Annotated in this window: 10 protein-coding genes; all 10 read left to right on the forward strand. The window is 40.8% G+C overall.

The window, feature by feature from the left end; genetic code table 11:
* Nucleotides 1-951: 951 nt before the first annotated feature.
* The 10 genes from BM043_RS09430 to BM043_RS09475 all read left to right on the forward strand — a co-directional run bounded on the left by BM043_RS09430 (nucleotide 952) and on the right by BM043_RS09475 (nucleotide 15311).
* Nucleotides 952-2109 (forward strand): glycosyltransferase family 4 protein, encoded by a 1158-nt coding sequence (locus tag BM043_RS09430; RefSeq protein ID WP_092791044.1) that lies wholly within the window; start codon nucleotides 952-954, stop codon nucleotides 2107-2109.
* Nucleotides 2110-2295: 186 nt separating this feature from the next.
* The gene (locus BM043_RS09435; RefSeq protein ID WP_092791045.1) at nucleotides 2296-3435 is read left to right on the forward strand and encodes a DegT/DnrJ/EryC1/StrS family aminotransferase; all 1140 of its coding nucleotides are present in this window, start codon (nucleotides 2296-2298) and stop codon (nucleotides 3433-3435) included.
* Nucleotides 3436-3466: 31 nt separating this feature from the next.
* On the forward strand, nucleotides 3467-4060 hold the full coding sequence (locus tag BM043_RS09440; protein WP_317042375.1) for a sugar transferase: 594 nt from the start codon (nucleotides 3467-3469) through the stop codon (nucleotides 4058-4060).
* 1182 nt (nucleotides 4061-5242) lie between these two features.
* Nucleotides 5243-7153 (forward strand): polysaccharide biosynthesis protein, encoded by a 1911-nt coding sequence (locus BM043_RS09445; protein ID WP_092791049.1) that lies wholly within the window; start codon nucleotides 5243-5245, stop codon nucleotides 7151-7153.
* A gap of 1471 nt (nucleotides 7154-8624) precedes the next feature.
* Nucleotides 8625-10211 (forward strand): NAD(P)/FAD-dependent oxidoreductase, encoded by a 1587-nt coding sequence (locus tag BM043_RS09450; protein WP_092791050.1) that lies wholly within the window; start codon nucleotides 8625-8627, stop codon nucleotides 10209-10211.
* Nucleotides 10212-10558: 347 nt separating this feature from the next.
* A complete protein-coding gene (locus BM043_RS09455) occupies nucleotides 10559-11989 on the forward strand; it encodes an exonuclease domain-containing protein (protein WP_245753005.1) in 1431 nt (476 codons plus the stop codon).
* A gap of 313 nt (nucleotides 11990-12302) precedes the next feature.
* Complete coding sequence (locus BM043_RS09460; protein ID WP_092791051.1) at nucleotides 12303-13325, forward strand: hypothetical protein; 1023 nt, start codon at nucleotides 12303-12305, stop codon at nucleotides 13323-13325.
* Nucleotides 13326-13391: 66 nt separating this feature from the next.
* Nucleotides 13392-14216, forward strand: coding sequence for a hypothetical protein (locus BM043_RS09465; RefSeq protein WP_092791053.1), 825 nt, complete (start codon nucleotides 13392-13394; stop codon nucleotides 14214-14216).
* Nucleotides 14217-14299: 83 nt separating this feature from the next.
* Complete coding sequence (locus BM043_RS09470; RefSeq protein WP_092791054.1) at nucleotides 14300-14872, forward strand: CsgE family curli-type amyloid fiber assembly protein; 573 nt, start codon at nucleotides 14300-14302, stop codon at nucleotides 14870-14872.
* 10 nt (nucleotides 14873-14882) lie between these two features.
* Nucleotides 14883-15311, forward strand: coding sequence for a curli production assembly/transport component CsgF (locus BM043_RS09475; protein WP_177188454.1), 429 nt, complete (start codon nucleotides 14883-14885; stop codon nucleotides 15309-15311).
* The last annotated feature ends 127 nt before the right edge of the window (nucleotides 15312-15438 follow it).

Below are 15438 nucleotides of genomic sequence, written 5' to 3' on the forward strand. Positions count from 1 at the left end.
TATAGGATTTATAATCCGAATAAATATAAAGAACTCTTTTTCAGCGATTAACAAACTTCGAAATTCATCATTGGGCATTCATCATTCGATATTTTAAAGGACTGATTTCTCCAATCTCCCACCTTCCCATCGATTCAACTTTCGACGATTCCCCGATTCTCCTCAAACGACTGTTTAACAATTAACTTTTAACCCTTAACCAAAAAAGTAGGCAGTCGCAGTTTTCAGTTAGCAGGGTATCAATGAACCCCGAACCTTGAACTCAGACCCCGTAGTACCTTTGCGCCGTTGCGAGCTTTTCAGTTAAACAATTCCCCAATTCATCAATTAAACAGTTCATTGATTCCCCAACCGATTGTTTAACAATTAACTTTTAACCCTGAACCCATGAAGTAGGAAGTCGCAGTATGCAGTCGGCAGATAAACCTTGAACCCGGAACTGTGAACCCTGAACCGTTGCGTCCTTGCGAGCTTTTCGATTAAACAATTAAACAGTTCATCAATTCCCCAATTCATCAATTAAACAGTTCCTCGATTCCCCAACCGACTGTTTAACAATTAACTTTTAACCCTTAACCAAATAAGTAGGCAGTTACAGTTTTCAGTTGGCAGATCAAGAATCTAGAACCCTGAACCTAGAACTCAGAACCCATAACCCGTTGCTTCTTTGCGTCGTAGCGAGCTTTTCGATTAAACGATTCCCCGATTCTTCAATTAAACAGTTCATCAATTCCCCAATAATCCCCCAACAAAAAAAAATCGATTTTTTTTCACCTGTTAATTTCCTTGAAAAAGGTTGAAAACTGTATTTAAACAATATAAAAAAGTTGTTTATCTATTTATATCAAATAATAATATTTTTAATCAATAGATCTTTCTATTAATTAATTGTTAATGGCAAGGCATTTGTTATGTTTTTGCGTAAATTTACACCGTTAAATCGCTTTTAATATGTTTTTTTTCTTAGCAGCGCTAACCGCTTTTTCAGTAGGAATGATCAGTATGCCAATCCTGATTAAAATCCTCCGAAAAGCCAAAATCGGAGATAATCCCGGAGGTAGAAAAATCCACACCTCATTTATCCCTTCCATGGGAGGAGTTGGTTTTTTTGTTGCATCCCTAGTTGCTATGTCTATCTGGGCTTGGCAATTTCCACTTCCCGATATCCGATACCTGCTTGGAGCCATCGCAATCATGTTTATCGTAGGACTAAGAGACGATTTGATCGAAATGAAAGCATCCCAAAAGATCGTCGGGCAGTTAATAGCAGTCTTACTCGTAGTAGTGGCCTCAGATATCCGAATCAAGGATTTGCATGGATTTTTGGGTTTTCATGAACTTCCGCTTTGGTTTTCTTACAGCTTCTCCGCCTTTGTTCTTCTCGCTCTGACCAATGCATTCAATTTGATTGATGGCTTGGATGGACTCGCAGGAACTATGGCTATGTTGGTTTTTGGATTTTTGGGAACCTGGTTTTTGGTGCAAGGATTGGAAAGTTATGCGGTTCTGTCTTTTACCTTTCTGGGCGGTATTTTAGCCTTTTTAATGTTTAATTGGCACCCGGCAAAAATATTTATGGGGGATACCGGTTCGCTTCTGCTTGGCTTTACGCAGGGTGCACTGATCATTGCTTTTATGGAATATAATGCCACACTGCCTGAAGACGGTTTCTTACAGTTTGAGCCGGTTTTCACTTCAGGGATTGTGTTGATGCTTTATCCCTTGTATGATATGGCCAGGGTGTTTACCCGAAGGCTGTCTCAAGGAAAAGGCCCCATGACACCCGATAAAAGCCATGTGCATCATTTTTTGATGCGGATGGGGTTAAAGCATAATCAAGTCGCCCTGATGCTAGGAGCACTTCAACTTTCATTTATCCTATTGATTTTTGTAATGGCAGATGTATCTGATCATATCGCCTTACCCATCGTATCTGCCTTAGCCCTGTTTTTAGGCTATCGGTTGGATAAAATTACCGTCAAATACGTCAAACGTAAAGTTCACAAACAGCCTAGAATTCTTGATATGAAAAGTCGGGCTTCTAGAAAACATGCTCAGGTTTCACTCGATGCTGAAAAACTTAAATCCTCAAAAATCAATTTGAATTAATCTTAGCTGATTTCTTTCCAAATTTACTCAAAGCTATTTCTTACCCTGATTAAGGGCTTTTAAAATTAAACTATTTTCTTAAAACTTAGATAAATACAATTTTTTTACTACTTGTAGTTCAATTGGTTGGGTTTTTGTTGGTTTGTGCGTATGTTTAGCACCATCTACATCTCACCCTAATCGTAAATGGCTTACCAAATAAAATTATCAGCGCCGATTTTTAATGGTAATGAGTCAATCTATATACAACAGGCTGTAGATTCAGGACACCTGGCCACTTATGGATCCTTTATAGATCAGTTTGAATATAAGCTTGGAGCCTTAACCAAAACCCATCAGGCAGTAGCTCTGAATTCCGGGACATCGGCGCTTCATTTGGGAATGGCTTTATTGGGAGTTTCACATGGGGACGAGGTGATTTGTCAGTCCTTTACGTTTTGTGCCTCAGCAAATCCCATCATCTACCTGGGCGCTACTCCAATATTTGTAGATAGTGAGTTGGATACCTGGAATATGTGTCCCGAATTATTGGAAGACGCTATTCTGAACCGGATTGCCAATGGAAGAAAACCCAAGGCGATTGTTATCGTGCATCTTTTTGGCATGCCGGCAAAGATGAATGAAATCATCGAAGTGGCTTCAAAATATCAAATTCCTATTCTAGAAGATGCTGCCGAAGCAGTGGGAAGCAAATACGCCAATCGACACTGCGGCACCTTTGGGGAATTGGGTGTTTATTCCTTCAATGGAAATAAAATTATCACCGCTGGCGGGGGAGGAGCATTGATTTCTAAAAATGCATCCCTCTTGCAAAAAGCCGAATACCTGTCCATGCAGGCTAGGGAAGATCTTCCCTATTATCAGCATCTCGAAATTGGATATAATTACCGGATGAATAATCTCTCGGCTGCTGTCGGAGTTGCCCAGATGGAGCAATTGCATCAGGCTGTCAAAAGACGAAGGGAAATCAACCAAAACTACCGGCAATTATTGAATAATATGCCGGGGATTAAATTTCAGGACGATTCGGATCTTTCAGAGTCTAATTACTGGTTGACGACCGTTTTAATCGATGAAAAGGTGATGGGTTTCTCCAATGACCAACTTCGGATTAAATTGATGAAAAATGGAATAGAAACCCGTTTTTTATGGAAGCCACTTCACATGCAGCCCGTTTATAGAGGAATTCAATTTTTTGGTGGTTCGATCGCAAAATCTCTTTTTCATTCGGGCATTTGCTTGCCAAGCTCATCGGATTTGACTTTCGATGATCAATCCCGGATCGTACAATTAATTCAGGATGAGCTTGCCAAATCATTCAAATAAGAGTTTGTATCGGAGTTTTGGAAAACGGCTAATGGATTTCTTCTTATCCATTATTTTATTCGGCATTCTTTCTCCCCTATTTCTACTCCTTTATTTCAGTTTGGCAATTCATTTTCGGGGAAACCCGATTTTTGCCCAAGAAAGACCAGGCAAGGATGGGGTTATATTTAGAATTCTAAAATTCAAAACCATGAAAGATCGCAGAGACCCCTCAGGTAATCTGCTTCCCGATATCGATCGACTGACTAGCTTTGGAAAATATATCCGAAAATTTTCACTTGATGAAATTCCACAACTGCTAAATGTGATCAAAGGGGATATGAGCTTGATTGGTCCTCGACCGCTTTTGGTGGAATACCTGAGTCTTTATTCTGAGGATCAATCCCAACGGCATTTGGTCAAGCCAGGAGTAACCGGATGGGCCCAGATTAACGGGCGAAATACAATCAGCTGGGAAGAAAAGTTTATCTATGACCTCTGGTATATTAAGCATTATGATTTCTTTTTTGATGTAAAGATTTTGCTGATGACTTTTTTCAATGTGATCCGCGGAAAGGGCGTTTCCCAACATGGCCATGTCAGCATGGGAAAATTTACCGGAAGCAATTCCCAAAAAGTCCGGTGATTGCTAAGTACTCCAATTTGGCATAAATCTTCCGTTTTTTCTTCGAAATTCATTTGCGCCGCCACGAGCTCATTAAGGTCGGTGAGCTGGTCGAACCATCAGTTAACCAGTTCATCAATTCCCCAATTCGACAGTACCCCGATTGATTGTAAATAGAAAGAAGTGAAAAGTAAACAGAGGGAAAACCGACGCCTTAACCCATAACCATTTACCATTAACCTTTTGGAAATGAGACTTTCCTCTTCAACCTATTCAGTTAACCAGTTCATCAATTCCACAGTTCGACAGAGTTCCGTGATTGAGTGTAAATAGTAAAAAGTAAATACCAAACAGCGGGAAAACCGACCCCTTAACCCATAACCATTAACCTTTAACCTTTTGGAAATGAGACTTTCCTCTTCAACCTATTCAGTTAACCAGTTCATCAATTCCACAGTTCGACAGAGTTCCGTGATTGAGTGTAAATAGTAAAAAGTAAATACCAAACAGCGGGAAACCGACGCCTTAACCCACAACCATTTACCTTTAACCTTTTGGAAATGAGTCTTTCCTCTTCAACCTATTCAGTTAACCAGTTCATCAATTCCCCAGTTCGACAGAGTACCCCGATTGATTGTAAATAGAAAGAAGTGAAAAGTAAACAGTGGGAAAACCGACGCCTTAACCCATAACCATTAACCTTTAACCTTTTGGAATCGAAATTTTCCTCTTCAACCAATTCAGTTAACCAGTTCCTCAATTCCCCAATTCGACAGTACCCCGATTGATTGTAAATAGAAAGAAGTGAAAAGTAAACAGAGGGAAAACCGACGCCTTAACCCATAACCATTAACCATTAACCTTTTGAAAACGAGATTTCAATTTTGAACCTATTCAGTTAACCAGTTCATCAATTCGTCGATTAAACAAATCCCCAGTTCGACGATCAAACAATTCCCCAGCTAATTAATGCTTTTCCAAAAAAAAATCCACGAAAGCCCTCAATCCAAACATTAACTTTATTTCGTTTATCCATACAAACGATGCTCAAAACTTATTTAATTGCAAAGTAATATTGGAATTTGAAAAATATTGACTAAGTTTCTTTGGTCAAAGTTCGCATTCTACTTAGTTTTGCCGAATTATTGGACTGATTATGGTTGGTGTCATTTTAAAATCTTACCATTTGAAAAAATCTCTACTATGAATTTTTTGTCTCGGTTAAAAATCCTCCCTCGATGGATCATAGCCACTCTTGACTCGCTTATTCTTTTTCAATGCGCGTTATTTGGCTACTTGGTTCGCTTCAATTTTGAGCTCGCGCTGATCGAACAAAACGATGCCGTTGCCGGCAGTTTTACCTTTATGATCGGAGGTCTTCTGGTCATGCAGAATACCCGTAGCTATGAAGGAATTGTGCGCCATACTGGCTTTAAAGACGGTTCTAATATCTTTAAAACGGTATTGATCAATTTTATATTGTTTCTTTTCCTGAATTTTTTCCATGGCAGTTTTCTCAATGATCGGTTCCTTCTTCCCACTTCAGTTCTGATTGTGGCGAGCTTGTCCTCGCTCTTTATGTTGATCTTTTATCGGCTATTGGTGAAAGAACTTTTCGTCTATTTGAAAAATGGGTTCATGCAACGGGAGATGAAAAATGGAGTCATTTTCGGAGCCGGTGAAGCTGGAATAATCGCACAAGAAGCCATCAAGCAGGACAGTATAAGTTTATTCAATACCATCGCCTTTTTGGATGACGATCCTAAAAAGGAAGGAAAAAATATTGCCGGGAAGCGAATTTACCGTGGAATCGAATCCTTGGAAAAAGTAGTGGAGCTTTTTGGTGTAACAGAACTCATCATTGCTGTAAGAGATCTTTCGGTTAAGCGAAAAAATGAGATTATTGATGAGTGCCTCCGTTTAAAGGTTTCAGTGTCCATCGTTCCTCCCGTGGATCAATGGATCAATGGAGGACTGACAGCAGGCGCAATCAGAGAAGTGAAAATCGAGGATCTCCTCAGCCGGGAGCAGATCAAATTGGACAATCCACGAGTCAAAGAAGACTTGATGGGCAAAATCATTTTGGTCACCGGAGCAGCGGGGTCCATAGGAAGTGAGATCTGCCGTCAAATCACCCATTATAATCCAAAACTTCTTATCATGCTGGATATCGCTGAGTCTGCACTCTATGATATCGAACATGAATTTAAGGAGAATTATATCTCTTGTCCGATAAAAATCATCTTGGGGGATGTTCGGAATAAGAAGAAAATGAAAGAGATTTTCCGGCTTTTTAAACCTCAAGTGGTATTCCATGCAGCAGCCTATAAGCATGTACCTATGATGGAAAATTATCCGGAAGAGGCTATTCATGCTAATGTAATCGGAACCAAAATTTTAGCCGACCTATCGGTTTTGGCACAGGTGGATCGATTTGTTTTTGTCTCTACAGACAAAGCCGTCAATCCAACCAATGTCATGGGAGCAAGCAAGCGTGCTGCGGAAATGTACGTACAGGCACTCAATGAGTATTTGGAGCAAAACCATAAAAAATACCACACCAAGTTTATCACGACCCGTTTTGGAAATGTCCTCGGCTCCAATGGATCTGTAATTCCACTTTTCAAAAGGCAGATCTTACATGGAGGGCCGATTACGGTTACCCATCCTGAAATCACCCGTTTCTTTATGACTATTCCTGAAGCTTGCCAATTGGTTTTGGAAGCAGGAATCATGGGAAATGGTGGAGAGATTTATGTGTTTGATATGGGTGAACCCATCAAGATTTTGGATTTGGCTAAAAAGATGATCCAACTTTCCGGTAAGAAAGTGGATGATGATATCAAAATTACTTTTTCAGGCTTAAGGGAAGGGGAGAAACTGTATGAGGAATTGCTTAATGACTTCGAAACTGTCAAGATCACTCACCATCCCAAAATTAAAATCGCCCAGGTTTTACCGGCTTCGTATCATAAGATAGACGGCCAAATTGAGTTGTTCCAAGATTTGATTCATAAGAATTCTGAAAATGACTTGGTTTCACATCTCAAGGTCATCGTTCCAGAATTTATCTCAAACTCTTCCCGATTTGAGGTTTTGGATCGATTGAATTAATTGTCCCCTCCAAATTTCCAATGCATTTCAAGCCTTCTTAGCCGAAGCCAAGGTATCCATTCCCTAATTAGTCAGGAGTAGATTGGGACCTTTTATTTCAGTTTCTACAAAACTTTCTTTCCTTGATATAGGGAACAGGAATCAGTTTAAGGGTAAAAAGTAAACAGTGGGAAAACCGACCCCTTAACCCATAACCATTAACCTTTAACCTTTTGGAAATGAGTCTTTCCTCTTCAACCTATTCAGTTAAACAGTTCCTCAATTCCCCAGTTCGACAGCACCCCAATAGAGTGTAAATAGTAAAAAGTAAATACCAAACAATGGGAAACCGACGACTTAACCCATAACCATTAACCTTTAACATTTTGGAAATGACTCTTTCCTCTTCGACCTATTCAGTTAACCAGTTCATCAGTTCCCCAATTCGACAGTCCCCCGATTGAGTGTAAATAGAAAGAATTGAAAAGTAAACAGTGGGAAAACCGACGCCTTAACCCATAACCATTAACCATTAACCTTTTGGAAATGAGTCTTTCCTCTTCAACCTATTCAGTTGAACAGTTCATCAGTTCCCCAATTCGACAGTCCCCCGATTGATTGTAAATAGAAAGAAGTGAAAAGTAAACAGTGGGAAAACCGACACCTTAACCCATAACCATTAACCATTAACCTTTTGGAAATGAGACTTTCCTCTTCAACCTATTCAGTTAAACAGTTCATCAGTTCCCCAGTTCGACAGTACCCCGATTGAGTGTAAATAGAAAGAAGTGAAAAGTAAACAGTGGGAAAACCGTCGCCTTAACCCATAACCCTTAACCTTTAACAATTTGAAAACGAGACTTTAATCTTCAACCTATTCAATTAAACAGTTCCTCAATTCCCCAATTCGACAGTACCCTGAACCCAAAAACGATGTCAGGCTGAGTCTCGAAATCGAAGCTATTGTCAGGCTGAGCGAAGTCGAAGCCCGTCGCACCACCACGAGCTCCTCAAGGTTGGTGAGCACCTGTACTGAGCACTTGTACTGAGCTTGTCGAAGTATGTCGAAGTAGGTCAAACCATCAGTTAAACAGTTCCTCAATTCCCCAGTTCGACAGCACCCCAATAGAGTGTAAATAGTAAAAAGTAAATACCAAACAATGGGAAACCGACGACTTAACCCATAACCATTAACCTTTAACATTTTGGAAATGACTCTTTCCTCTTCAACCTATTCAGTTAAACAGTTCCTCAATTCCCCAATTCGACAGTACCCCAATAGAGTGTAAATAGTAAGAAGTAAATACCAAACAATGGGAAACCGACGCCTTAACCATTAACCATTAACCTTTAACATTCTGGAAATGAGACTTTCCTCTTCAACCTATTCAGTTAAACAGTTCCTCAATTCCCCAATTCGACAATTAAACAGCTCCCCAACCCTGAACAATTTTTCCTACCTTTGCCCCGATTTAAGGATAACTACCTTACCATGAAAAAGCATTTTACCTTACAACTTTCCCCAGAGGAAGCTTACCAACCCGAGGTGTTTAAAAATACCTTGCTCAAGAAAGCAGGCCTCCCTCCAGAATCACCCCATACCTTTGCCCGCCAAACCCGGAGATCAATTGATGCCCGAGGAAGAAACGTTAAGGTTAATGTGGAGGCAGAACTTTTTATTAATGAGGAACCGGGAAAACTCCTCGATTATCATTCGGATTATAAAAATGTAACCCACTCGGATCCTATCCTGATCGTTGGGGCAGGGCCTGCGGGTCTATTTGCCGCATTGCGGGCCATCGAATTAGGAGTGAAACCCATCCTTATCGAACGAGGAAAAGATGTAAGGGCGAGGCGAAGAGATCTCGCTGCGATCAATAAGGAGCACATCGTTAACCCAGATTCCAATTATTGCTTTGGAGAAGGTGGAGCAGGAACTTATTCGGATGGAAAACTCTATACGCGCTCCAAAAAGCGGGGAGACATTCGGAGAATTATGGAAATCCTAGTCGCCCATGGTGCCACCGAGGATATTTTGGTGGATGCCCATCCCCATATCGGCACGAATAAGTTACCTGTTTTGGTAGCCGAACTCCGGGAAAGTATTTTGTCACATGGAGGTGAGATTTTATTCAATACCCGTGTGGAGGATTTTATACTCGAAGGGGAAGAGATCAAAGGAGTAGTTACCCAGGATGGGGAGCAAATTAAAGGCTTGGGAGTGGTTTTAGCTACCGGCCACTCGGCAAGAGACATTTTTGAGTTGCTGCATAGACGCAAGGTATATATTGAAGCTAAACCCTTTGCATTGGGAGTTCGAATAGAGCATTCCCAAAACCTCATCGACCGCATCCAATACCATTGTGAAATTGATCGGGGGCCTTATTTACCGGCTTCTTCGTATTCTTTGGTTCATCAGACCGAACTCCAGGGAAAGCGTCGTGGTGTGTTTAGCTTTTGTATGTGTCCCGGGGGGTTTATTGTACCAGCCGCTACCGCTCCGGGGGAGTTGGTCGTCAATGGGATGAGCCCAAGTCGACGGGATAGCCGCTTCGCCAATTCCGGAATGGTGGTTTCAGTTGAATTGGAAGACCTCCCCCAATTTCAAAAATATGGGCCATTGGCGGCTATGCACTTTCAGGCTTCGGTTGAAAAGGCCGCTTGGGAAGCTGGAGGTAAGACGCAGGTTGCTCCTGCACAGCGAATGGTTGATTTTGTTAATCGTAAAGTAAGTAAAAGCCTCTTGGATACTTCCTATCAACCCGGCCTTAATTCGGTAGATATGAATGAAGTTCTCCCGGATTTTATAGCAAATAGAATGAGCCTTGCTTTTCGGGCCTTTGGCCAAAAAATGAAAGGATACTATACCAATGAAGCTCAATTGATCGGGGTAGAAAGCCGAACTTCCTCCCCAGTCCGGATTCCTCGGGATCGAGAAAGCTTCGAACATCCCCAAATCAAACGCCTTTATCCCTGTGGAGAGGGAGCAGGCTATGCAGGGGGAATCGTCTCTGCTGCCATGGATGGAGAGCGCTGTGCCGAGCGCTTAATCGCCGCCTATGCAAATCAGGCAAGGTAATATTCGTTTAAAGAAGTGGTTATTTTTTCGTTCTTTCTTCTTGAACTTGAACAGACAATACCATTTACGACTTACCACTTACTACTTACTGCTGACAGCTGACAGCTGCCAAGCTGCGACCGCCTACTTTTTATCCCTTTTTCAGCTTTTTCACTTCCTCCCCTTCAGTCTGCCGTCTCCTGTCTTCGGTCTCAATCACCGAATACTTGGGGTAAGCGCAGTCGAACCATCATACACCACTCACACTACTTACCACTTACAATTTACAAGGCGATAATATCCAATAAACCATTTCCCTTTACCATCGAACCCCCATCATCCCCCGACAATTCTCGTCTAATTCCTAAATGACTCAATTGCATTCCTTACTTTTGATTATGGAATTTGCCATTGTCGATATCGAAACCACAGGGGGTAATGTGAAGGTGGGTGGGATTACAGAAATCGCCGTGGTCATTCACGATGGTCATCAAATAGTCCACGAATTTCAGACGCTGATTAACCCCGAACAGGGAATTCCCACTTACATCATTGGATTGACAGGAATAGACAATCAAATGGTGCGCTATTCCCCCCGCTTTGAAGATATCGCAGACGAGCTTTGGGATTTGCTTGAGAATCGCGTTTTTGTTGCCCATCAAGTCAATTTTGACTTTGGTTTTATTGCCGAAGCTTATTCCAGAATAGGGAGAAAACTAGCTAGCCCAAAACTTTGCACCGTCAGACTTGCCCGAAAGGTATTTCCGGGAATGCGGTCATACAGTTTGGGTCGGGTTTGTGAAAGTAGGGGAATCCCCATTTTGGCAAGGCACCGAGCGATGGGGGATGCGAAGGCTACAGCTATTCTTTTTGACCAAATGCTCCATGAAAATGCGGAATTGGTATATACTGCGCTGAAAAAAAACACGGGAGAGAGCTTTTTGCCGCCCAATTTTCCGATAAAACGTTTTCGTGAATTACCACAAGAAACAGGAATCTACTACATGCTCGATCAGCGGGGAAAAGTCATTTATGTTGGGAAGGCAAATAATATTAAGGAAAGATTTAAAGGACATTTTACTGGACAAGGATTACCTCACTTGAAGAGTCAGCTCAAATCTGAAGTTCATGATCTCCAGTGGGAATTAAGCGGAACAGAAATGATGGCCTTGTTGATGGAGGCGGTGGAAATTAAGCGACTTTGGCCGAAGTATAATGCGGCATTGAAGCTGCCCCGAACCTTATGGGGGATTTTTGGCTATCGGGATGGGTTGGGATATCAGCGCTTTCAAATCGCAAAAGTCACTCCGGCCATTCAGCCTTTAGAGACATTTTTTAGCAGAGAAGAAGCCCAAGTATTTTTGAAAGAAGGATTGGAGCAGTATCAACTCTGCGCTAAATTATCCGGCCTTCGCAAAGTCAACTGTCAGGTGGTAAAGGATGAGACTTGCTTAGGTGCTTGTGAGCAAAATGAAACGATAGAAAGCTATAATCAAAGAGCGCTTACTTTTATCCAAAAAGTAAAAGAGCGTAAAGGTCTGATTCAAATTGATCTTCAGGGCCGAACCGCCGAGGAAAAGGCAATTTGTATCTTTGAACGTGGGATGTTGGTAAAGTACGGGTTTTTGGCTCAAGGTCAGGAAGATATCAGTTCCCTCAAATCTGTAAAAGCCTTTGCCGAAAGCTCATCTATTTTTAAGCAGTTTTTTCACAAAATAGGATCGGATCAAGTCAGGGTTTTGGACGATTCAGAAGTTTCTTTTGGGGAACAGGGGCTTTTTTCCTCCTTAAAATTTTGAAACCGAATCAATACAAATTAGCAAAACTTAATTAACTCCTGTTTTTCCACCTTTAATCCTATTTTAAACAGCATTTTTATTAAAAATGAGTAAAAATACTCATATACCCATTCTCCAATTGGCGAAAATTACCCATTGTTCACCGCTGTGTTTCGATTTAAATTTGTATCAAATACAAAAAAAAGTATTCGAAACAATTTAAATTGATTGTGAAATTGAAATCAAAAACGAAATACTTTTTTTTGACTAGCTATGGATTGAACTAACAATCAATAAATTAATCTTTTAATTAACTTTCAAATTTTCAAACATCATGAAAAAATCAATTTTAATCTTAGGTGCCCTTGCTTTTTCAGCAGGCGTATCTTTTGGACAGGGGAATACGGCTTCCTCTAGCTCAACAGGTAACGGAAACAGTTCATCCGTTTTACAAACCGGTCAAAACAATACCGGATCCACCACCCAAGAAGGTAATAACAACGAGGCACTGCTTCAGCAGGGTAACTTTGGAGGTGGAAACGTTCAATCAAACAATGCGGAAGGTTCAATTTCTCAAACAGGAAACAGCAATGATGCAACTGTAAAGCAAAGACAGGGTTTTGCAGGGGGTACGGCAGTCAGTGTTCATTCTGTGGAGCAAATTGGAAACAACAATGATGCTTTTATTGAGACTTTCAATGGAGGTAATCTTGGTTCTGTTTTCCAAAATGGTAATGGTAATACTTCTTTCAGCCAGCAATCTGCTTCCGGTCATGACGTAGATATTGATCAAATCGGAAACGGAAATACTGCTCGAACTTTCCAACTAGGTGGAGGTGATAATTCAGCAGCTATTCGTCAGGATGGAAACAATAACTTCGGTGAAATCAGACAGTCTGGAATGAATAACCGTGGATCTCACTGGATAGCTGGATCAGGAAATACAGGTTACTCAGAGCAAGACGGAATGTCTAACGTTCAAAGAACAGAAATCACAGGTAATGGTAATGATTTTACAGTAGATCAGTTTGGTGATGATAACTTCTCCTATGTTAATGCTAGAGGAACCGGTCCTGGAGCGAATGATCTATCTCTAAATAATTCTGAGATCGATATTCTTCAAAATGGTGACGACAACAAAATCAGTGGTTCTATCGGTGGAAACAATAACGAATTAACCATCACTCAAGATGGATCAGGAAACTTGATTCTTGGTTCAGGCGGTAATTGGGATGCGCTTGGTTTCACCATCAGTGGAAATGGTAACGTAGGTACGGTAATGCAAATGTCCAACAACAACAGTGCAACCTTCTCTATGGTAGGAAATGGTAACACCACTACCATCACACAAAATTAAATAAACTATAGCACCTCCTGTTCGTTTCGAAGCAGGAGGTGTTTATTTTTATTAACCCCAAAAATCATGTTTAAACTTTCAAAAACCATTTTATTTTCCGCGCTCTTTCTTAGTAGTACCTGGGTATTGGGACAGGGTCAATCTGAGGGGAATGATCTAGTCAATATGGGTCAGATTTCAAATCTCGATCTTGGCTTTAACAATGGAGCTTTCACCAATCAGGAGGGTAACCGAAATAAAGTCTCAATTGAGCAAACAAAAACATCAGGATTTAATATTGGTGACTTCTTAAATGGACCGGGAATTTTCTCCGATGGCTTTCCGGGGCAAGGTGATTTTCCTTCCCAAGGAATCGATGAATTTCCGGGACGAGGTGATGGGCCAAATCAAGATGGTGGTCTTTTACCAGTGTCGGGTTCGTTTCTACCCTTTAACTTGGCTGCGGTCAATCAGATGGGCAATCGCAATCAAACCCAAATCGGGCAGGAGGGTTCAGGCCTTATAACATTGGTTAATCAGATGGGCAATGGAAATATGGCTTCACTCAATTCTTCGGGTATTAATGTGGTGCAGGCTTCCAATCAGATGGGACGACGAAATGAAATCTCCAGTGAAATAAATTACAATGGATTGGGAGGTACAGTTGCCCTTTACAATCAGATTGGCAGAGATAATACGATTGATGTTAATGTAAATACCACTTTTGGGCTTGGAATCCAACCCGTTTTAATCAATCAAGTAGGAGAAAATAATGTTGCAAATGTGGATGTGAGTGGATTTAGTGGCCCAGGTAATGAGATTGTGATTAGTCAAACCGGTGGAATGCCAATGAATATTACGCAGACTCCCGGTGGAGGAATGGGAGGATTTATTCCCGGATCAAGGAGATAATCAACCATTCATCATTTCTATTTGGATTATAAAAATATCTGAATTTATTTTAGGATTTAAATAAGTGAATTAGTAGCTAATAAATGAATTCGGGGAATAAATATCGCATTGTTGATGATTTGGTTCGAGGATTGAAAAAGAAATACCTTTCTTGGGTATTTCTTTTTTCTTTGATTCTCTTTTTTATTCCTCAATGGGCTGAGGCTCAAACTCAACCTGCTAAAATCGATACCTCAAAGAAGGTGAAAAAGACAGAACAAGAACTTAAAGAATTACTGAATAAAATTGTAAATCAAGAAGTCAAAAAGGTTTCTTCTGATGCAGAGTTGGAAATCGATGGATTAATTGTGGATGAAACCAAAACAAAAGTAGGAAGGGACTTCTACGATTATTTTTACCGGGATTGGCAGCCTCCTGCAGAGGCAAGCAATTACTCTATTTTTATCATAGAGAAGCCTTTCAGACTGAATACCACAATCATTGAAATTAAAATCAATGAGATTACCGTTTTTGAGTCCTTCCTACAGCCTAGAGGTGATTTAGTAGAAGGTCTGGCAATTCAATCCATCGCAAATACCCAGTTTTACTTACAGCAATATGATGAATTGGTCAGAGAACTTGGTGGTGAGGATACCCGCGGAACAGGAATTTATTAACAAACCCATTATGAAAAAATTACTCCTATTGATTCCCATGCTGATCTTTGGTTTGATGGCATTTGAAGCCCAGAGTCAGCAACTCGTTTATAGACCTCAAAACCCCGCATTTGGAGGGGATACTTTTAATTATCAGTGGTTGCTCTCTTCTGCAGAAGCCCAAAATACCACGCGAGATCCAAATGACCTTTCCAATGATCCATTTGGTTTTCAGCAAGATCCTTTGCAGGATTTTTCTGAAACCTTAAACCGTCAAATTCTTAGCCGATTGGCAAGAGATATCGTTGATCGCCAGTTTGGAGAAGATGAAATAGGTGAAGGAAGCTACGATTTGGGTGATTTTCAAATCGAAATAAATAATTCGGGTTCCGGCCTGAATATTACCATTACCGATGTGCTATCGGGGGCCACGACAAATATTGAAGTGCCGTTTTTCTAAAAAACTTTATGTTCTATCGATTAAAAAGAGTTTGTGGAATCTTGGGCATTACTTTGCTCTTGATTTCCAGCGCATGCTCTCCGTATTATTACCAGCCATTTAACGACCGCAATGCGAGGCTTGGCCC

Source organism: Algoriphagus hitonicola (genome assembly GCF_900113375.1).
Taxonomy (GTDB): Bacteria; Bacteroidota; Bacteroidia; order Cytophagales; family Cyclobacteriaceae; genus Algoriphagus; species Algoriphagus hitonicola.

Excerpts from the sequence above, each read along its gene's own strand:
- BM043_RS09430 (WP_092791044.1), top strand. The coding sequence starts at position 952 with ATGTTTTTTTTCTTAGCAGCGCTAACCGCTTTTTCAGTAGGAATGATC.
- BM043_RS09435 (WP_092791045.1), top strand. The coding sequence starts at position 2,296 with ATGGCTTACCAAATAAAATTATCAGCGCCGATTTTTAATGGTAATGAG.
- BM043_RS09440 (WP_317042375.1), top strand. The coding sequence starts at position 3,467 with ATGGATTTCTTCTTATCCATTATTTTATTCGGCATTCTTTCTCCCCTA.
- BM043_RS09445 (WP_092791049.1), top strand. The coding sequence starts at position 5,243 with ATGAATTTTTTGTCTCGGTTAAAAATCCTCCCTCGATGGATCATAGCC.
- BM043_RS09450 (WP_092791050.1), top strand. The coding sequence starts at position 8,625 with ATGAAAAAGCATTTTACCTTACAACTTTCCCCAGAGGAAGCTTACCAA.
- BM043_RS09455 (WP_245753005.1), top strand. The coding sequence starts at position 10,559 with ATGACTCAATTGCATTCCTTACTTTTGATTATGGAATTTGCCATTGTC.
- BM043_RS09460 (WP_092791051.1), top strand. The coding sequence starts at position 12,303 with ATGAAAAAATCAATTTTAATCTTAGGTGCCCTTGCTTTTTCAGCAGGC.
- BM043_RS09465 (WP_092791053.1), top strand. The coding sequence starts at position 13,392 with ATGTTTAAACTTTCAAAAACCATTTTATTTTCCGCGCTCTTTCTTAGT.
- BM043_RS09470 (WP_092791054.1), top strand. The coding sequence starts at position 14,300 with ATGAATTCGGGGAATAAATATCGCATTGTTGATGATTTGGTTCGAGGA.
- BM043_RS09475 (WP_177188454.1), top strand. The coding sequence starts at position 14,883 with ATGAAAAAATTACTCCTATTGATTCCCATGCTGATCTTTGGTTTGATG.